The sequence below is a fragment of the Reichenbachiella sp. MALMAid0571 genome (assembly GCF_040151475.1).
Classification (GTDB): domain Bacteria; phylum Bacteroidota; class Bacteroidia; order Cytophagales; family Cyclobacteriaceae; genus CAXBNB01.
This window is the reverse complement of record NZ_JBDKWG010000124.1, coordinates 58,456-79,834: the sequence shown is the minus strand read 5'-3', so window position 1 is coordinate 79,834 and position 21,379 is coordinate 58,456. Positions and strand designations below refer to the sequence as shown.

Annotated in this window: 14 protein-coding genes; 10 read left to right on the top strand and 4 right to left on the bottom strand. The window is 37.4% G+C overall.

Annotated elements, in window-relative coordinates; all coding sequences use genetic code 11:
* Positions 1-267 precede the first annotated feature (267 nt).
* The 8 genes from AAOP42_RS10490 to AAOP42_RS10455 all read left to right on the top strand — a co-directional run bounded on the left by AAOP42_RS10490 (position 268) and on the right by AAOP42_RS10455 (position 14,205).
* Positions 268-951: an RNA polymerase sigma factor gene (locus tag AAOP42_RS10490; protein WP_349528461.1), complete on the top strand. Its 684-nt coding sequence runs from the start codon at positions 268-270 to the stop codon at positions 949-951.
* Positions 952-1,136: 185 nt separating this feature from the next.
* Positions 1,137-2,189 carry a FecR family protein gene (locus AAOP42_RS10485; RefSeq protein ID WP_349528460.1) on the top strand — a complete coding sequence of 351 codons (1,053 nt, stop codon included), beginning with the start codon at positions 1,137-1,139 and terminating at the stop codon, positions 2,187-2,189.
* A gap of 208 nt (positions 2,190-2,397) precedes the next feature.
* Positions 2,398-5,637, top strand: coding sequence for a SusC/RagA family TonB-linked outer membrane protein (locus AAOP42_RS10480; protein ID WP_349528459.1), 3,240 nt, complete (start codon positions 2,398-2,400; stop codon positions 5,635-5,637).
* A 19-nt stretch (positions 5,638-5,656) separates the two neighbouring features.
* On the top strand, positions 5,657-7,246 hold the full coding sequence (locus tag AAOP42_RS10475) for a RagB/SusD family nutrient uptake outer membrane protein (protein WP_349528458.1): 1,590 nt from the start codon (positions 5,657-5,659) through the stop codon (positions 7,244-7,246).
* Between the two features lie 167 nt (positions 7,247-7,413).
* Positions 7,414-10,284: a glycoside hydrolase family 2 TIM barrel-domain containing protein gene (locus AAOP42_RS10470; protein ID WP_349528457.1), complete on the top strand. Its 2,871-nt coding sequence runs from the start codon at positions 7,414-7,416 to the stop codon at positions 10,282-10,284.
* A 127-nt stretch (positions 10,285-10,411) separates the two neighbouring features.
* A complete protein-coding gene (locus AAOP42_RS10465; RefSeq protein WP_349528456.1) occupies positions 10,412-11,776 on the top strand; it encodes a polysaccharide lyase domain-containing protein in 1,365 nt (454 codons plus the stop codon).
* Positions 11,777-11,964: 188 nt separating this feature from the next.
* Positions 11,965-13,248: a serine hydrolase domain-containing protein gene (locus tag AAOP42_RS10460; RefSeq protein WP_349528455.1), complete on the top strand. Its 1,284-nt coding sequence runs from the start codon at positions 11,965-11,967 to the stop codon at positions 13,246-13,248.
* Positions 13,249-13,290: 42 nt separating this feature from the next.
* A complete protein-coding gene (locus AAOP42_RS10455) occupies positions 13,291-14,205 on the top strand; it encodes an alpha/beta hydrolase (protein ID WP_349528454.1) in 915 nt (304 codons plus the stop codon).
* Between the two features lie 30 nt (positions 14,206-14,235).
* On the opposite strand, the gene AAOP42_RS10450 is transcribed toward AAOP42_RS10455, so the two are convergent.
* Together AAOP42_RS10450 and AAOP42_RS10445 are read right to left on the bottom strand one after the other, a co-directional pair.
* A complete protein-coding gene (locus AAOP42_RS10450) occupies positions 14,236-14,514 on the bottom strand; it encodes a sll1863 family stress response protein (RefSeq protein ID WP_349528453.1) in 279 nt (92 codons plus the stop codon).
* A 63-nt stretch (positions 14,515-14,577) separates the two neighbouring features.
* A complete protein-coding gene (locus AAOP42_RS10445) occupies positions 14,578-16,203 on the bottom strand; it encodes an OmpA family protein (protein WP_349528452.1) in 1,626 nt (541 codons plus the stop codon).
* Positions 16,204-16,385: 182 nt separating this feature from the next.
* Between AAOP42_RS10445 and AAOP42_RS10440 the strand changes: the two genes are divergently transcribed.
* Both AAOP42_RS10440 and AAOP42_RS10435 read left to right on the top strand, forming a co-directional pair.
* On the top strand, positions 16,386-16,628 hold the full coding sequence (locus tag AAOP42_RS10440) for a helix-turn-helix domain-containing protein (RefSeq protein ID WP_349528451.1): 243 nt from the start codon (positions 16,386-16,388) through the stop codon (positions 16,626-16,628).
* Entirely contained in the window at positions 16,621-17,739 is a 1,119-nt protein-coding gene (locus tag AAOP42_RS10435; protein WP_349528450.1) for a hypothetical protein, read from the top strand. The genes AAOP42_RS10440 and AAOP42_RS10435 overlap by 8 nt, the downstream gene beginning before the upstream one ends.
* On the opposite strand, the gene AAOP42_RS10430 is transcribed toward AAOP42_RS10435, so the two are convergent.
* Positions 17,726-19,432, bottom strand: coding sequence for an N-6 DNA methylase family protein (locus AAOP42_RS10430; RefSeq protein ID WP_349528449.1), 1,707 nt, complete (start codon positions 19,430-19,432; stop codon positions 17,726-17,728). The two genes, AAOP42_RS10435 and AAOP42_RS10430, sit on opposite strands and share 14 nt — an antisense overlap.
* Before the next feature lie 310 nt (positions 19,433-19,742).
* Positions 19,743-21,374, bottom strand: coding sequence for an L-glutamate gamma-semialdehyde dehydrogenase (pruA, locus tag AAOP42_RS10425; protein WP_349528448.1), 1,632 nt, complete (start codon positions 21,372-21,374; stop codon positions 19,743-19,745).
* Positions 21,375-21,379 lie beyond the last annotated feature (5 nt).

Genomic DNA, 21,379 nt, shown 5'->3' with positions numbered 1-21,379 from the left:
CTTGCCAAGTGATCTTCAGGTAGCCAATCGTTAAGGTCATGTGGCATAAAAGAAACTTGTTCTCTATCCGCTCCAATAAATGATATCATGCCCCAAGATATAAATAATTGGGTGGTTTATTAAGTCCGACAGACTCCTAGGATCAGAATCAGGTTTCCGGATTATTCTATTACCTTTTGTTTTGAAAATCAATCGAATGAGTTTTCAAATATTTATATATATTGCTTTTGAATTAAACTACACAAATCATTTTTTGCTATTCTCTAAATGGGCAAAGTTTTCGAAACCGGGCATCCATTCTTTGAAAGAAAAAATCATTCTTTTGACACCAATGTCACCTCAGGTGAGTCATTACCTGTTGAAGTGGATGAGGTGAAAATATGGAATGAATTTGTGCAAGGTGACGAACGGGCACTGGCATACATCTACAGGAGCTATGCCAAAAAAACGTATCAATATTGCAGACAGTTTACCAAAAATGATCAATTGATTTGGGATGCGATTCAGGATATGTTTTTTGATTTAATGAAAAACCGAGATAAACTGTCGTTACCAAAGTCATTGAAAGCTTACCTTTTTAGCAGCATCAGAAGAAAATTGCATAGGCAACTTGAAAAAGAAAACAAGTATGAATTGCGGGACGGCCTTGATGATGATAATGTTTTTCAAATGCAATTGTCCAGAGAAAGCATTGTAATAAACGACAACCTGACGGAAGAACAAAAAAAAACACTGGAGTCAGCATGCAACCAATTGCCAACAAAACAAAGAGAAGCCATTTTGCTCATGTATTATGAAGGGTTGACTTATGAGGAGATAGCTACCATTATGGGAATGTCCAGGGTGAAATCGGCAAGAGCTTTGATCTATAGAGCTATTGACTCCCTTTCGCTACAACTTTCAACCTTAAAAGGAAAGTTGATCCTGATATTACTGGCGATGGGAATCTGATACCATTCCGATACATTTTTAAAAACTGCATTTTCCTTTTTATCTATAATTTGTTCTAAAAGTTATAGTGAGACCGGGTTTCAATTAATCTTTTTTTAAAAGAACTGAAAAAAAGTCTAAAAAAACTATGGTCATTTAGGTATTGACCGACTCTATACGAATGAAAACACTTAGAGTCGTCAAATATGAAGTATGATGCTTATAGCACAGAGGATTTTTTAAAGGATGAATTTTTTGTTAAATCGGTTTTAAATCCGAATTATGAAACCGATCATTTTTGGAAGAGCTGGACTGACAATCATCCTAACAAAATGGAAGAGTTTACCCGGGCTCAACAGCTTGTACGTTCATTGGAATATGAAACAATGGAAAAACCTGTGCAGGAAGATTATGTGCGGGTTTTTGAAAATGTTCTTAAATACAACAAGAAATTACCTCAGCAAAATAACAAACACTTCTTTGGTAGAGACTGGAGTTCATGGAAAGGAATGTCCAAAATAGCAGCTTCTGTGGCCATGCTATTATTGGCTGGCTGGCTTTGGTATGGCAATGGACTAAACAACCTTTTACCTTCAGAATTTGAAAATAGCACACTTGTGACTAAGGTTTCTCCTTATGGTCAAAAGACGACCGTAAAACTGCCCGATGGCACTATGGTAGTGTTGAACTCAGGAAGTACTCTCAAGTACAAAAAGGAGTTTGACGATTCATTTAGAAAGGTTGAATTGACAGGGGAAGCTATTTTTGATGTAGTAAAAGATCCAGCCAGACCATTTACTGTCCATTCAGGAACGCTCTCAACCACGGTGTTAGGTACTTTTTTTAATGTGAGAGCTTATAATGATGAAAGTCAGATAAGAGTATCTTTGGCTAAGGGAAAGGTTGTTGTTAATAACACCGGACAGACAAATCAATTGAATAACTACTACTTAGAGCCAGGACAGGAAGTAACCTACCACAAAGTAAAAAAGACAATAGAAAAGCGCAAGTTTGACATTGACCAAGTATTTGCCTGGAACAAAGGCATCATTGTTTTTGAAAGTGTAAGAATGAAAACGGTGTTAAAGGAACTGGAGAGATGGTACGGTGTGTCTTTTAAAGTGACTGGAGAAAGCCAGGAATGGAATTATACCGGAAAATTTGAAAAACAAAGTCTTGAAAATGTATTAAGAAACCTGAGTTTCTCTCAAAGATTTGAATTTACAATTGAAAACAAAGAAGTGGAAATTAAATTTTAAAAACTAAAAACTATGCAGACTAAAAACTATAACTCATCCTAAAAAAAGAAACCGGTAAAACCTGAAAGGCTTTACCGGATAATTGATGCTTTTTAATTGACCTAAAATTGGACACTTTACTCAATTAGTAAGCAACTGAAATGATTTATTTAAAATAAACCTTATCAAAATTATGAAAAATAATTATCTAATAATAATTAAGGTGCTTATGCGACTATCATTCTATGGCATTTTCACTCAAATCCTGTGCCTCGGTATGTTATATGCTGCTGAGGGTGAAGCACAGAAATCAAAAAGTTTAAAAGAGGTATATGTGGAGCTTGATACCAAAGAGGCTACTTTGATGGAGGTGTTTTCACAAATAGAATCTCAAACCGGTTTCTATTTTAATTACGATAAAAAATCTATTAATAAGAAACAGAAAGTGAATTTGGACAACAGGCATGGATCAATAGAAAAACTACTGGTGGATATTGGTAGCAGTGCTAAATTACATTTTCGAAGAATCAATAATAACATAAGTGTTTATCACGCCTCTGAATCGTTTGCTCAATCCAAAGTGGTGGAAGAAATGCTAGACGTAACCATTTCGGGAAAAATCACAGATGAAAATGGAGAAGGATTACCTGGTGCAAGCGTTGTTGTGAAGGGAACAACAAACGGAACCACTTCTGATCTGGATGGTAATTACATAATACAATTACCAGAAGGAACGAACCTGGTGTTTTCCTTTGTTGGATATAAAACACAGGAAGTTGAAGTAGGAGGAAGGTCAGTTATTGACCTTCAAATGATTGTAGATGCTGAGCAACTCGAAGAGATAGTAGTAGTGGGGTACGGAACACAGAAAAAGGCAGATATTACCGGATCTGTGGCTTCTTTTAACTCAGTACGACTAGAGCAAATGCCTCAGGTGAATATGCAACAGGCTTTGCAGGGGGCTGTTCCAGGCCTAAATATAACTGTGAATACCAATACCGCCTCAGGTACGAGCAATAGCATTAATATCAGGGGAAGACGTTCAATATCTGGAGATGCAAGCCCACTTGTGGTACTGGATGGAGTAGTCTTTAACGGATCGATTTCTGAGATAAACATCAATGATATGGAATCAATTGAAGTATTGAAAGATGCTTCTTCGTCAGCTATATACGGTGCTCGGGGTGCCAATGGTGTGATTATATTGACGTCCAAAAAAGGCAGCTTCGGAGGCAAACCCAAAATCAGTTATAATGGATATTATGGTGTTGACAATACCTACTCATTGCCTGACATGATGGATGCAGAAACTTTTTACCAGAGAAAAGTGGAACGGTTTGGAGAAGACCAACTTACTGATACCGAACGTGAGGTTTGGGAAAATGGAGAAGCAGTTAACTGGGTGGATTTGATACTACGACAGGGAAAAAAGCAGGAACACAATCTTTCTGTTTCAGGAGGATCCGAAGAAATCAAATATTTTATATCCGGTAATTTTCAAGATGTGAAGGGAGTAGCCATCAATGATAATTTTTCAAAAGTTAATTTTCGGGCAAATTTAGGAATCAATGTTACCGATTGGATGGAAATTGGTACGAATACCTTGGTGGGATTTGGAGATAGAAGTGGTATAGCCGGTAATTTTGATGAAGCGTTTTGGATGAACCCATTGACCAAACCCTTTAATGAAGATGGAACTATTTCAAAACTACCCTGGCCAGATGATACCGGGTTTTCAAATCCTATGGAAAATATTTTGTACGATAATTCTGACAAAACTAATTCTCTAATAACCAACAACTACATGTTAATTCAACTTCCGTTTGTACCCGGGTTGTCTTATAAGTTTAATAGTGGTTATACCATAAGAGGTACCAAAGCACAAACCTATAGAGGAAGAGAAACAAGAGACGGAGGAGAAGTAGGTGGTTATGCTATTCAACAAGCAACTGACCGGAAGGATTGGTTGATTGAAAATATTGTAAATTATAATAAAACATTTGGCAAGCACAACATTTTCGTAACAGCACTGTATAGTTCTCAAAAAATAGTAGATGAAGGTATGACTATAGAAGGCCAAGGTTTTCCAAACGATGTGAGAGGCTACTACCAATTTAATGATGCAGAAGTATTAACAGCTGATCCTTCTTATTCACAGCGTAATTACATCTCACAAATGTTACGAATAAACTATAATTATAATAGTAAATACTTATTCACTGTGACAGGGAGAAGAGATGGATTTTCTGTTTTTGGATCTAATCAAAAATATGGCTTTTTCCCCTCAGTGGCTTTGGGATGGAATATTGATCAGGAGTCATTTATGCAAAGTAGCAGTCTGATTGATCAGCTTAAGTTGAGGGTTTCGTTTGGTGAAAATGGCAATGAATCTGTATCTCCATATAGTACTTTGCCGGTTTTATCAAAAAGGGACTATATAGATGGAAATGGAAACAATTTAGTCGGATACTATCCCGGAAGGTTAGGAAACAATTCATTGGGATGGGAAACAACTACATCTTTGAATGTAGGAGTTGATTTTGGGCTTGTTCAATCCAAGATTAGTGGGTCATTGGATGTTTATACTTCCAGCACCACCGGATTACTTCTTAACAAAAGCATTCCATCAATTAATGGAACAACGTCTATACTCCAAAACATAGGCGAAACAAAGGGCAGTGGTATTGAGCTGGCTCTTAGAACTACTAATATTTCCCGTGATGGATTTGAATGGAACACCCAATTTGCTTTTACCAGAAGCTTGAATGAGATAGTACATGTTGGCCTTACTGACTCCTTGGGCAACTACATAGATGATGTGGGGAGCAGGTGGTTTATCGGGAAGCCCGTAGATGTAAGCTTTGGTTATGTCAATAATGGGATTTGGCAGTTGGCAGATACAGCAGGTGTCAATCTGCATGATTATGGAGTCAACTTACCCGGCGATGTAAAATACGCCGATTTAAATGGAGACAATATGATTAATGCCGATGATAGGCAAATAATTGGAAAACTTCAGCCAAGTTTTACTTTAGGTATTACCAACAATATAACATACAAAAATTTCACTCTCAATTGTTTTGTGTATTGGGTAAATGGTATTGTTAAAAGAAATCCATTAATCACTACCAACGACTGGTTGTTACGCAGAAAGGTTTACAATGTAAATTATTGGTCGGAAGACAATCCTACCAATGATTTTCCTGAAAATGCAGACCGATCCACAAATCCATTAAGTGCCGGGTGGTATGAAAGTGCAAGTTATGTCAGGCTTAAAGATGTCACCTTGAGTTACAAATTACCCACTTCAGTATTAGACAAGTTGTCTGTTTCCAGGTTGGAGTTTTTTGTTAATGCCAAAAACCTGATAACAATTACGGATTGGAGAGGCATTGATCCAGAGGCAAGTGATCAAACAAACAGACCTTTTTCAAGAACTTATTTATTAGGTGTAAGGGTAGGACTCTAAATTTAAAAAAATCGATATCATGAAAAATATAACAATAAAAATACTATTGATTGTTTCAATAGTATTGTTCAACGCATGCAATGAAGACTTTTTAGTCGAAACTCCAAAAGATTCTATTTTCGCAGATAACTTGTTTCAGACAAGGGATGGTTTCAATCAGGGTTTGTATTCTATTTATTCGCTAATTCGTCAGGAACGCAGTGAGTTGGGTACTTCAATGGAATTGTCTGTAATTTGGAAAGCAGGTACCGATGCATATTGGGGCAATTATACATTTGCTGCGTTAAGAGCATTTGATGTGTATGGAGCAAACTTAAATCCCTCCGACAATGTCCTTGATTTAGCATTTAATTGGCTTTTTGATATAGTGAATTCATCAAATATGATCATTTCCCGTGCGGAATCCATTGATGTAGATTGGCAAGGAGGAAATGAAACAGAAGATTTAAGGAATAAAAATGAAATATTGGCTCATGCCAGATTGTTTAGAGCCTGGGCATACAGGCATTTGACCAACTCTTGGGGAGATGTACCATTGAGTTTGGAAGAGATCAATGGGAACAATTTCAGGTTGGATTGGCAAAGAACGGATGTCAATACCATTAGAGTGGAAATGGAAAAAGACCTTCTTTTTGCAGAGGCAAATTTGCCCGACAATTACGGAGATCCGTTGATATTGAGCAAGGTGGTGGCTCAGCACTATCTGGCTGAATTATACCTGACTATGGGCGATGATGTGAATGCTGAAAAAATGGCAGAACGTGTTGTCGATAACCCCAATTTTGCTTTGATTACTTCCAGATTTGGATCAAATGCAAGTAAACCAGGAGTGCCCTTTATGGATCAGTTTCATCCTGAAAATGCTTTGCCTTCACAAGGAAATACCGAGACCTTGTGGACTTTTTTAAATGCGCCTGACCTGCCGGGTACTGGTAATCTGGCCATGAGGAGAACCTGGGTAAACCGATATTATAATTTGACATCTGATGATGACTGGGCATTTAGCCAGTATGGAGGTAGAGGAATAGGGCGAACCGCCCATACATTATATGTGGAAAATCTTTATGAAGATACCGACGATAGGTACAGTGAATTTGCTCTGAGCAAATACTATTTAAAGTCATTAGGGGGTGACACTGTGTTTACCAAAACTCCAAGCTTTAGTGCTTGGAAAACAAGTGATGCCTATTGGCCCGGAACAAAAAAATGGGATTATTTTCCCGATCTTGAAAGGGTCAACGAAGCTTCCCAATACAACAGTATGCCATATCTCAGACTGGCGGAAACGTACTTATTACTCGCTGAAGCCGAAATGAAGTTGGGAAAAATGGATGAAGCAGCGGATCATATCAATGATTTGCGAGAGAGGTCACATGCTTCACTGATTGCAGAAGGTGATGTGGATGTGGAATTGATCCTTGACGAAAGGGCCAGGGAATTGCTATCGGAAGAGCATAGGAGATATACCCTTAATAGGTTTGGTTTATTGGTAAGCAGAACATCTCAGCATAATAAATTTACCCAAATTTCTGATAAGAATATTTTATTCCCACTTCCTCAAAATTATATTGATTCAAACGAAGGTATAATCCCTCAAAATCCCAATTAGTAATTAAACTGATGGACACTCTTAAATTTGCTAAAGAGTGTCCATCAGTTTCGACTATTTCTTTGACTAACCTTTGGCTTATAGCCATAAGGGAGTTGATATGTTTTATTTAATCCCCAAACTTATTCCCCTAATCTTCAAGGGAAAGTTTTAAATTTTTTGGAAATATGATGTTTATAAAAAAACTCCTCATTTACTGCTACGCTATAATTTTAGGACTATTGCCACATGTATCTTTTGCCAGCCCTACAATAGATAAAATCAATATTTTTACCGGAACAGATTATGCTAATTTGCTCCTTGAAGTCAGCGATATAGATGGGGAAGTGACTATGGAAGTAGTTATTAATAAATCAGGCACATTACTATGGAAGGGACACAAAACCGTAGATATTTTTGATAGAGACAGCATGAAATATGTCAGCATGACAATTAATGATATAAATCCTCAGCTGTGGACTCCTGCCTCGCCTGTACTGTACGATTTGACAGTGAGTCTTAGCCAAAATGGAGTACTAAAAACCAAAGAAAGCGAACGAATTGGCTTTCGCTCATTCGAATCTAAAAATGGGCAGATTTTGTTAAATGGTAATCCCATTTTTCTTCGGGGTATTGCCATCAACCCCCCGGGTAGAGGAATCCCTGACGAGTTGGAAAAAAGCCGACAATTTGCCTATGACTATGTGCGCTTTATGAAAAGTATTAATGTTAACATCATTCGGATTCCGGATGATGAAACTTGGTACGACGTGTGTGATGAGTTGGGAATGATGGTGTTTGGAGGCAACTATGGTGGTACAATAGGAGGGAGAAAACCACCGAAAGATTATGAATGGGGAATTAAATGGTTTAGGACAAAAAAGTACAACAAGATATCTCACCATCCCTCCCTGATGATTTATGCCATTACAAATGAAACCCCCTATAAAGGTGAAATTGCTGTTAAATGGGAGAATTTCACAAAGTATGCTCACCAGAAACTTAAATCGGACTGGGATAGTACACGCCTGTATATAGGCAATGCAGGATATGGTTATGGCAAGTCAGGAGATATATGTGACCTGCACAGGTATTGGGGCTGGTATTACTCTTCCCCATACACGTTTCTCAATATTCGTGATAACAGCAAAATTATCCCTTTTAAAAAGCCCGTACAACCTATTACCTTTACTGAATGCGTAGGGAATTATTCTGGGCCTGATGGACGATACAATCTCACTCCTGATCATAAAAACCCCGTTTCACAGTTGTGTTGGACAGGGCATGCGCCGCAAAATATTCAGGCTCAATTGGCAAGTGAACATCAGGTACATACTTTCAAGCAGGCTACAGAACTGTTTAGAAGGTTAAGACCCTCTAATTCAGAATTATCAGGAATTTTTCCATTTACTATCTTGTTCCACAATTGGCATACTATAGAAAATTTTACTGATATGTCTCCTAAAGCAGTAGCATTTCAAGCCAAAACATCTTATGCTCCTGTTTTGTTGAGCTGGGAGGTTTGGACTCCCAATGTTTATACAGGTAGTAAGTTTTCTGCCAGATTCCATATAGTTAATGATTCCGATAGTTTTGAACAATTGGAAGGAGGAGTTTTGTCTTATGAGCTTATAGATACTTCTGGTAAGCCATATTTTTCCGGAATACAAAATTTGCCGAAAATAGCTTATTATGATACATACTCATCTGATTTAGTTATTGAACTGCCCTCTGTTATGCCTTCAGGGCAGTATAAGTTGGTGGGTGAAATCGCCAAAAATGGTAAAAGTATTAGTACTAATACTTTCGAAATATATATTGGAAACCCATTGCTAATACAGGATAAGGATAAGTTGAAAATACAATTGTTCGACCCCTCGGGATATACAAAAAATGCATTGTTAGCGTTGGGCTTGAATGTTCAGGATATTTCGGATTTAAACAAATTGTCCAAAAATGGAATACTGGTTTTTGGGAAAAATTCTTTTCAGTCTGATGTAGATGTAAAACCAGTGCAAAAGTTTGTGGCAAATGGAGGTCGTGTATTGGTCTTTAATCAGGATAGCAAAAACATCAGTAAGCTCAATACTTTATTGCCTGTTGATTTGAAGGGGTTAAATATGGACATAGATAATTCTACTTACCCTCCTCCTCTCAGACCATCTCACAATGGTTTCAATATAAATCCTGAACAACCGGAACATCCTGTTTTTAAAGGGCTCAAAAGAGAGCATTTAAAACTCTGGTCGGATTATAGTGGTTGGGATGAAAGGAAGCAAGGTTTTCCTGATATTTATCCCGTAGAGAATGGGTTTGTTGTTGACAGTCTTTCATCATTTGAAAATATATCAGTTTTGGCAAATTATAGCGTAGGCTTGGAGGGACTTGGTCTGATAGAAGTTTTTAATGGAAAAGGAAGTTACCTGATTAGTGGGTTTGAGTTGATATCAAGAACAAAACAGGATCCGGTTTCTGACAGGCTATTGTTGAATATGTTGGGTTATATGTCCGAAAGTGCTGAACATAAAATCCATCCTTTCATAGACTCACATATAGTATGGGGTGATTATGAAAGTGAGAAAGGGCTTCTGACAGGTATTAGCAGTGGTTTTATGCTCAATTCAAAACCACTTTTAACCGGAATGTATAAAAACAAACCTTTAGTTGTAAAAGAAGAGGGACATCTTTTCGCTGAGAGGCCAGGAGGTTGGAATAATAGGCCAGGAATACAGTATGTTCCTTATGGACGCAGGGCTTTTGGTCCTTACTACCACCGGGGTTTCGGTGGCATCCCAGAAGCTTATAACTACGGCTCTGATGGTCAGGCAGAATTTTGGTGTCGCTTGCCTTCTGATGCAAAGTTTATGAAAACATTGGTTTGGAATCCATCAGAAGAGAACTTGACAGTTGTGAGTGCTGTAAATGGTCAGGAAGTGGTACAGAATATACCTCCTGGGCAAATGGACTGGATTCAAAATGTTTTTCAACATAAGCTACTCAATCACATAGTTTATAGTGCTGACAGACGGGTTGTGTTTTTAGAAACAAAATTTGATTGATAAGTGGGGCTAAGGAGTTGAAAACTTTTCTTAGCCCTGTTTTGCAAATTTTCAAAGTGACTCTGTCCGGGATTGTCATTATTTTGATTCAGAAAAAAATCCATTAATATTTTAGTCTCTATCTGTTATGAAAGTAGAACTTAACAAATTATTTATTGCCTTTTGGCTGTTATTCTCAGCTCAAGCAGGGTATGCAGAAAATTATTATATAAATAGTAACTATGGATCAGATTCAAACTCTGGAACTAGTATTGAAAAACCCTGGGAAACTTTAACAAACTTGAATAGAAATTTATTTCTACCAGGAGATAGTATCCTTTTTGCCAGGGGGTCTTCTTATAAGGGTGGATTTGTTTTTAATAATTCCGGAGCACAAAATGCACCTATAGTGTTTAGTAGTTATAGTGCAGGGGCACGTTTAGTGAAGTCCAATGACCGCAGAAATCTCGCTCAGCTTTTTGTTAAATACGGGGCAGGGTTAGCTCCCTCTTTTAGTAACCCTAATTGGCACAACCTTAATGGGAATATATTCAGAATAATGGGTAGTTATGTGGTGATCGATGGGCTTTATTTTCATGACAATGCTTATCCTCCGGGCTCCAACAAGCAAAATAAGAATGTTCAAAAAATGGGAGCTGTTTATTTTGCAGAAAACACTCATCATAATGTGTTACAGCGGTGTGAATTTTTTCATTCTCCGGTTGCAGTCAAGGTGAAAGGGCAGTATAACCTGATAATACACAATTATATGCACGATGCAGCAGATACAATGGCCAGGTCTTGGGGGCCAATCGCCATAATGATTACATCGAAGTACAATGAAATAGCATACAATAAAGTTATGAACTATGGTTCTTATGGAGGTGTTTATGGTTCAGACGGTGGAGTCATAGAATTGGATGGAGTAGATGATGGTTTTGATGCTTCGGATATCCATATTCATCACAATATTTCTATAAACAATCATGGTTTTTTGGAAATTGCAGCTCGAAATGTTGACAACATCACTGTAACGTATAATTTAAGTGATGATCGTAATCAATTTGTCGGGGGTGGTTCTATGTACAATGTTGTGGTAATGAATAATACAGTAATTCGAACCAGAGAACCTAATGTTGATAGGTATGTATTCTGGACTTTTTATCCGGAAAACACTTCATTTTTTGTATCTAACAACATTTTCGTTTTAGCTCGGGATATTCAAGTTTTTGGATCGTTCAAAATACCAAGGGGGCATCAACGAGTGGCATTGGCTAACCAATCTCATCACCATAATCTATTTTATTCACAAGGTGATATTAACCCGATAGGTGATGAACCCGGTGAAGGTGATATCATAACCGATCCCCGGTTTATTGATGCAATAAATGGTAATTTCAGGCTTAAACCAAACAGCCCGGCAAGAAACAATGGGAATTACCATTCAGGGGCACAAGACCTTGATGGTATAGAATCTAAAAAAGGCCTGATTAGTATTGGAGCATATAATTAGCAATAAAATACATCAATTGATAAATGGGAGGATATTAATACTCTTTGTTTTAATTAAGTAATTGTATCGTCTGGTAAAAGTATAAATAAAAAGGTATCGAAATATTTTATAATAAAAATGAAATATTAAATATGATTATATTCTTATGAATAGTTAATTTTATTTTTTTAACTAATAATTAAGATACAATGATCAAACAATTCAAAGCTGGCTTTATAATACTGTGTGGGCTGTTATGGGTTTCTGTTTTACATGCTCAAAATTTAACTACTGCTAAACCAGAAGACGTAGGAATGTCCTCCGAAAGGTTGAAAAGACTATCTATGGTTATGGAGCAATATACTAAAGATGGGAAGATGGCGGGAAATGTAACCCTGGTAGCCAGAAAAGGAAAGATAGTTTATTTGGAGGCTTTTGGAGACAGTGATATCGCATCAAAAAAGAAAATGCCAAAAGATGCTATTTTCAGGATAGCTTCACAAACTAAAGCCATAGTGAGCGTAGGTGCAATGGTTTTGCAGGAAGAAGGAAAATTGAAGATATCTGATCCGATTGGCAATTATTTGCCTGAATGGAAAGAAACAACAGTAGCAAAAAAACGAGATGATGGAGGATATGATGTGGTAAAAGCATCCAGAGCCATTACTATTCGTGATTTACTTACTCACACTGCCGGCATAGGGTATGGTCATGGTCCGGCCAAACAAGAATGGGAAGAAGCTGGTATTCAGGGCTGGTATTTTGCTGATAGAGATGAACCAATCGGAGCTACCATTGCCCGTATGGCTGGTCTGCCTATGGATGCCGAACCGGGCGAAAGGTTTGTGTATGGGTACAATACCGATATTTTAGGAGCAGTAATCGAGAAGGCTTCAGGAATGACTTTAGATGAATTTTTGAAAGAAAGAGTTCTGGATCCTATTGGCATGAATGACACTCATTTTTATTTGCCTAAAAACAAGGCAGATCGCTTGTCAACGTCCTATATGGCTTATGAGGGTAAACCATTGGAAAGATCTCCTGATCCGGGTTTAGGTATGGGGCAGGGACATTATGTCAATGGCCCACGCAAGAGCTTTTCAGGTGGTGCAGGCTATCTGTCAACTGCTCTGGATTACGCTAAGTTTCTCCAAATGATGCTCAATGGAGGTAAATACAATGGCAATCAAATTCTTTCTCCAAAAACAGTAGAGCTGATGATTGCAGATCATGTGGATGTAAGAGACATCCCATATGGATCCAGAGGAGGTTCCGGTTTTGGCCTTGGTTTTTCCATTACCAAAGATGTAGGAGAAAGAGGTGAACCGGGTTCTGTTGGTACTTTCGAATGGGGTGGTGCTTACGGCTCTACATATTGGGCTGACCCGGTGGAGGATTTGGTTGTGGTGTATTTCAAACAATTGATTCCGACAAATGGAGTGGATGACCATGCTAAACTAAGGAATTTGGTGTATCAGGCTATTGTGGAATGATTGCAGGAAGAATAAACCAATTAGAACTGCTATAATTGTAAAATGAAATGTTTATTTTTTGTTGGGGGAATAGTTCTTATGTCCTTTTCAAGCTTTGCTACTCAAAATCTGGAAATAGAACACCGGACGATGGTGTATGAAGATACGCTTGCATTGGACATTTTTTACCCGAAGCAAAAAGACAATGAATTGAAACCACTGCTCATTTATGTACATGGCGGAGGATTTTCCGGTGGCAACAGGGATCGGGGGATTGATTATTGTGAGTATTTTGCCGGAAAAGGCTGGGTAACAGCGACTATCTCTTATCATCTGACTATGAAAGACCAGTCATTTAGTTGTGGACAGGCTGTTCAGAATAAAATCAATACTTTGCTCACAGCAGCTCAAAATGTGAATCAGGCAACTGCTTTTTTGCTGGAAAAAAGTGAGCAATTCAATATAGATCCATCAACTGTGGTAATAGCCGGTAGCAGTGCCGGAGCGGAAGCCGTTTTACAAGCTGCTTACTGGAAAAAGTCTCAGGAAAATATTTTAGCAGATGGATTTAAATATGCGGGTGTAGTTAGTATGGCTGGAGCAATTTTGGATCAGAACTGGATTACGCCAGATGCTGCCATACCTACGGCTCTGTTTCATGGCACTTGCGATCCGTTGGTGCCATTTGCTACGGCTGCCCACCACTACTGTTCACCGGATGATACCGGCTTCATGATGTTCTTTGGTTCTCATACTATTGCCGAAAAATTGCATAGCGTCAACAGAGGCTACTATTTTGTAAGCAGCTGTGGAGGTGGACATGAATGGGCAGGTCGTCCTATGAATGAGGAGTACCGCTACATGACAGCAGATTTTTTGGAGAAGGATGTGTTGCAAAAGCAAGCACGCCAAATCCATATTCCACTAAAGTATCAAGTAAAAGATTGCCAACCTGAATTTGACTTTTGTGGGCAATAAGGCAATTATTGAAAAGGAAGTGGAGTTACGTTATTTTTTATTGAAAGTCGCTTTTACGGCATTCTCCAATTCCAGGGCAGCACCGGACAGATGGGTTTTAATTTCTTCCCACTTCCCTTCATTTTTTGCTTTGAAATCCTGATATTCTTCCTCCATTTTCCATTTTTTGGATTTGAATTCTTTTATTTTTTCTTCCAAATCGTCCCGGATTTCTCCGCTTGCATCTTTGGTTTCGGCAATGAGGTGATCGATTTTTTTGCCCAGCTCCTTTAGTATCTTTTCGACTTGTCCCTGATGGTCTGTTTCCATGAGTATTTTCTTTTTTTGTTTACAATTAAGCTAACGGATAAAATGGGAATAGGGTCTGTTAATTTATTTTTCTGTTATTTCAAATTCCACACGCCGATTTACCGCTCGATTTTCATCAGAAGAGTTCTCAACTAGTGGAATGTCTGAGCCATGTCCTTGATATGATAACCTATTAATTTCTATCCCATTGTTTACCAGCCAATCGACAATTACTTGTGCTCTCATTTTTGACAGATTTAAATTATATTCATCCGTACCAAGATTATCTGTGTGTCCGCTAATCAAGATTTTAAAAGATGGATTTTGTTCCAATATTCCCTTTAATACCTGCAATTGAATGATGGCTGACTCTAATAACTTCGATTCATTGAATTGAAACTGCACTTTGTTGAGAATGATCTGGTCTCCAATACTGACTTCTTCAATATTAGTTATTACTAAGCTGTCAAAATCAGAAACAGTTCTTTTTCTGGTTACTTGAGGAATTTGGGGATCTCCACACTCACATTTTTGTCTTGATGACACAGGTGTTAATTCTACATTGTCTATCAGATAATAAGCGGATTCATTGATATCTAAGGAGCTTTTCTGGTATGGCTTAATTGAAACTTTGTTCATGTCTTTATTCTTTTGAAGATTGCCAATAGTCAGGTACTTTTCAGACCCATCTGAAATATATGAAGCACACAGTCTTTTCCATTTATTGCGATTGTTCAATGCTTTATTAAATTCTACTTTGTGATGATTGGTTGTTTGAAATGTATTCGCTTCTATTTTTATAGGAGCTTCGGTAAATAATGCATCAAACTGATCAATATAGAATCCCGAATTTTGAGACAGAAGAATATCTAGTTTTATGCAATAAACCTGATCTTTCACCAACTGTTTTGCAAGACGAGTTTGGAGGTGTTCAGAATATGTCAAATATTGTGTTGAGGGGCTATGATACAGAATTATTCCCATGTAGCTATTCTCGCCTTTAGTATTCGCACCAACTGAAATATGGCTAGGAACATCTCTAACCCGTCTAATCTCACTATAGTAATCAGGAGTGCCATTGTCGGGAGACGTCCAGTCTGCAACCAACTCTTCGGCTGAAGAGTGTCCTTTGTTTACAATTGGGATGGGTTTAAACCTGAAAATTTCAAAGCCTGGATTTTTAATTAGATTGGTAGATACCGTATCTTTTTGATAGTAAAGAGTATCAGTTTTTCCTTGATGAAAAATATATTTCCTTTGAATTCCTTCTCTTGTATAAAATTCTTCCTCTTTTGATACCAGAGTGTAGTTTTCATATTTTTCTTCAAGATAAGTTATGCCTTGTTCATTTTTATATTCCCATTTCCCTGATCGATAAATTCCTTCGTAACAGTTTTTTGGCTTGTTGTAATTTTCTATTCTTTCTATTTTTCCATTTGGATGGTAGTAAATCCATTTGCCAACTTTCACATATTCTAAATGCCATATTCCCTGCACCTCTACGGGGTAGTCGTAGTATTTACCTTTATATTTTAATTGACCGTTCTCGTACCGCTCTTTACCTTTGTAATCCTTTGCAACCAATTGGTTTTTGAGCTTTTTCTTTAAAGCTCTTCGGATTTGTGGAGATTGACCATTACAGTCAAAAACTATGATGGCATAGAAGAGGCAGAAGAGTTTTAGTGTGAAACTAAAAGTTGATAGGTTCATGTAATATGAGACGTCAAGAGGCGAACATTATTGCCCATGAGATACTTGATTCAAGTAAAGTCAACAGATAAAATAAAATAGGATCCGTTAATTTATTTTTCTGTTTATGGAATAGTTTAGATACTTATAGTCCGTAGACTTATAGTCATCCTTTTTTAAACTTTGTTCCTTAATATTTAAGTATGCAATCTCCATATAAACAAGATGATCAACTATTTCTTGAACAGCTAGGCTCTCGCATAAGAGAACTTCGCTCTGAGATCGGATTGTCTCAGGAAAAGCTGTCATTTGAATGCGATCTTGACAGAACATACATAGGCTCTGTTGAAAGAGGGGAACGAAATATTGCAGCCTTGAATTTAAAAAAGATATCCAAGGCATTAAATATTTCAGTTTCTGAACTTTTCAAGTTTGTCTATGAATAATTTATTTAAAATCCCAGCTAGATCTCCACACTCATTAACATCACTTACGGAATTAGAAAGTAGGTTAAGATCTTTAATAGGTCTAGAGTTTAAGTTAACTGGAAAATCAAGAACAGATGGTTCGAATAATCGAAAATTAATTGCAAAAACTCTTGAAGATTACCCCTTTCCTGAACCAGCTTTTGACGATGCTTATGAAATTGTACCTCCTAAGAAAAAGGGGATACCTAAAATTGTCCGTGAATTCATAGACACATACATTGTTACAAGTGGTAAATCCTATAACCTTCAAGTATGGAATAGAATCCCAGCAAGCCAAACTCTTCTAATAAAGTATGAATCAGGAGAAAGTTTAAAATGCAATGATGTCCGGTTTGTGATGACCAAAGTGGATATTGAAACCCAGAAGATATCATGCGTCATAATTGCAACACCCGGTTATATTGTAGCTAAATTTGGCGCATTTGGAAAACCGACCATCAAACATCAGTTATTAATTTCCTCTAAGAGTCGTCAAAAAATATATGATAGTGAAGACAAAATAATGTTCTTCCAAGATTCCAAAAAACTATCATATTTAATTCGACATGATTTTGAACCTCCAAAAAGCAATATGGTTGAAGAAGCAAAGTCAAATGAAATTTTGGCTATTGATTTGATCAAAAAAATGGTAGCTGAAAAACTAATAGGTTTTAAACTTGCTGCGGACTCTACTAAAAATAGAGGCCAGTCTTTAGAACGAAAAGTTTTGGAACTTCTTGGTTATGACCCCTCTAATTCTGATTTGCTTTACGGTGCTTATCCAGATATTCCAAATCAGTTATTGGAAGTGAAAGTTCAAGATGCTCAAACAGTAGATTTAGGGAAATTTTCACCTGAAAAAGAGGAAAGCATTAATGCAGAGTTAAATATTACAACTTTCGACATTAGGTATTTAATTGCATTAACTAATCCAAACACAGAAATAATTGAAGGAATAATATTGAGTCCTGGCGAAAAACTGGGAGAAGTATTTTCCTATGTTTCCGATCAGAGTTATAAATGCCAAAGGTCAATACCAATGGATATTTTTGAAAAATATAGAGGGTTGGTTGTTGTTAATCCAGATTAATAACTGGAGCAACTCTATAAGCTTTCCCTACTTGACTTTCCAAAATTTCAGTCAATTTAGAAATCTTGTTTTCATCATCTGTAGCGTTAATTTTCCTAACGGTATTTATTATATCTTTTGATTCCAATGTGTTTATATCAGGAAGTGGATAGTTTTGAACATATTGTGAAAAATACCTTCTTCTTCCTGAATAAAGTTTATTACTAAAAACCAAATCATGATACTTGGTCATCAACTTTGAATTTGAAACACCTTGAATCAGAAAAAGCTTTTCCTCATCTTTTTTCTCCTTAGCTACTATCCAGTAGCAGTTTCCATTGACAATTTTACCTGAATTATCAAAGTAGAATCTAGGAACAGCGCTAATGTCAGGAAATACAAGTTTTGGGAATTTCCAATAAGATGGGTTTTGAGGAACCCAAAGTTCAAACCACTCTCTACCAGCATCAATTAAATATTTTCGAGCCTTCAACACCTCTTCGAATGTTTCAAAATATTTTTTTGTTTTTGGATACTTCTCAATATCTATCACCGATTTCACTCCATCAATAGACAAATGAGGGTAAAGGACTTTTAGTTTTTTCTTATCACAAATTGCCCAAGGTTTAATATTCTCTTGAGAAATTAGTTCTTTTAAATTTTCTTCTTCTGGCTTTGTCCCATTTAGGTCTTCCCAAGAATCACTTATAAAAACTTTGTCGGCGGTAGTTTTAATACCGACTCTAACTTTAAAAGTTGAACCGATTGTTTCCTTTGAATTAGCTTCTACCTGCTTAACCCATTCTGCCTCAGATTCAGACAGCATTGCCCAGTTATTCTCTTTCGCTTGGGTGAACTTAATTATACCGGAGGTCTTTTTATATCTTTTTATACCATCTGTGAAATAACCTTGGTTTTTAGAATTCAAAACGTCAAAAATATCAGTTGATGGTATTAATTCTCCATTATACCCGTTGAGTTCTTCATATATTTTTAAAAAATTAGCCGTAGTATTCTGTGCCTTCTTTTTTTTGCGTCCTATAAAAATGGCAGGAAGAACTGCCGCATCAAAAAGTTTAGTATCTCCTAAATCTATCACCTCCAAAATATGAAAATTATCGTGTAAAAACTTTCTTATACTATCCCCACTTTTTGTAAATAAGTATCTATTTGAAGTGATTACACCAAGAACACCATTTTCTTTTAAGGCATGAGTCATTGCGATTAAAAATGGATAATATAGATCAACCCTCCCTTTAAGGCCATATTTCTTAGATAATAATTGGGATTTATCTGTACCTAAAACTTGTGTTCGTACATAGGGAGGATTTGCTATGACAATATCAGCAAAATTATTAAACTCATTATCCTCATCATCAAACCTTATAGACTGTTGCTCAACACTGAGATCTATTGATTCTAAAAAATCTTCATTTATTAATTCAAATTTAGATTTAATATTTTGTGACAGGCATTCATTTGCTGAGGCTAAATAATCTTGATTTGTATCAAAACCCAGTAGATTAAACTTTTCATTATTATTTTCAAGTTGCTTTCCAATCGAAAGCAACAGGGCACCATCGCCACAGGCAGGGTCAATAACCAAAGGATCAATAATTGAAGAATATGACAGAATTCGTCTTGATAAAAAATCAGCTAGTCCTTCTGGTGTAAAGGTTGCTCCTGTTTCTTTTATTAGACTAACTTCTTTCATAATTCAAAGATACTTATAATCATCATATCAAGCAAGAGATCTATTACTCGTGACTTGCCCTACCGCACGGCTGTAGCCTGAAAGAGACTACCCAGAACGAAAAACACGAATACACATAAAATGTATAGTGAATGCGCTTTCCAGCTACCTTCAACTGTTTGGAATTCGACACTTTATTGATATTGGAAAGTGCAAGTGCACCCACCTTATATCGACGTTGAGCATTCATACTGTAGTCCTAAAAAGTTATAAAAAACAGGACTTTAGAAAATTTACAGAACACCAAAGGTATTGCCTTTGGAATACTTTATCACTCCTCCCCCATAAAAGGATACCTGAAATTTTTTGGAGGATCAAAAGTTTCTTTGATCGTTCTCGGGCTTACCCATCTTATCAGGTTAAGGATTGATCCGGCTTTGTCGTTGGTACCGGATGCCCTGGCTCCACCAAATGGCTGTTGTCCTACTACAGCCCCTGTAGGTTTGTCATTGATGTAAAAGTTGCCAGCGGCATTCACCAGTTTTTTTGTCGCAAACTCGGCGGCATATCTGTCTTGAGAAAAAACAGCTCCTGTCAATGCATACGGAGAAGTGTTGTCAACCATTTCCAGTACAGCTTCGTAGTTGTTTTGTGGATAGACATATATGGTGATCACCGGCCCGAAAATCTCCTCGCACATGGTTCTGTACATGGGGTCTTTGGTTACGATTACCGTAGGTTCTATAAAATATCCTTCAGTTTTATCGTATCCACCCCCTGCAATAATTTCTACCTCGTCATTATTTTTGGCGTCATCAATGAAACCTGCAATCTTATCGAATGAACGTTCGTCAATTACTGCATTCATGAAATTGGTGAAATCCTCAGGGCTACCCATTTTTATAGCTTTCAGGTCATCCAGTATAGAACTCTTCACTTCATTCCAGATATTATCGGGAATGTAGGCACGGGATGCGGCACTGCATTTTTGCCCCTGAAATTCAAATGCACCACGTACGATAGCGGTAGCTAAAGCTTTTGCATCAGCAGATTTGTGTGCCACGATAAAATCCTTTCCTCCCGTTTCTCCTACTATTCTCGGATAGGTTTTATACTTGTGAATGTTCCCACCAATTGTGCGCCACAAGCTTTGAAAAACACTTGTACTTCCGGTAAAATGTAGTCCGGCAAAATCCGGATGATTGAAAACTACTTCACCAGCCACAGGACCATCTACATAAATCAGGTTGATCACACCATCTGGAAGTCCGGCTTCCTTAAATACTTCCATTAGCACCTGTGCTGAATAGATCTGTGTGTAGGCAGGTTTCCAAACGACAGAATTTCCCATCAGTGCAGGAGCTCCGGGTAGGTTGCCCGCAATAGAAGTAAAATTGAATGGGGTAATAGCGAAAACGAAACCTTCCAGAGGCCTGTGTTCCAACCTGTTCCACATACCCAATGCTGATTGAGGTTGTTGCGCATATAGCTCTGTCATGAAAAATACATTGAATCTTAAAAAGTCAATGTACTCACAGGCAGCATCTATTTCTGCCTGAAATGCATTTTTTGACTGGCCTAGCATGGTGGCAGCATTTATTTTTGCCCGGTACGGCCCAGCTACCAAGTCTGCGGCTTTTAGGAAAATGGCAGCCCTATGTTCCCACGACATTTCTGCCCATGATTTTCTTGCATCTAATGCGACATCTATTGCTTCTTTTACATGGCTTGCATCTCCTTCATTGAAATATCCCAAAGTATGCTTGTGTTCATGAGGAGGAGATATACGAATTTTTTTATTTGTACGAACTTCTTTCCCCCCAATGTACATAGGGATGTCAGTTTCTTCAGCTTTGTAAGCTTGTAGCTGTGCTTTTAGGTTAGCTTTTTCATTGCTGCCGGGTGCATAAGAAAGAATGGGTTCGTTTTTGGGCCGGGGTACGTTGTATATTCCTTTTGACATTTTCC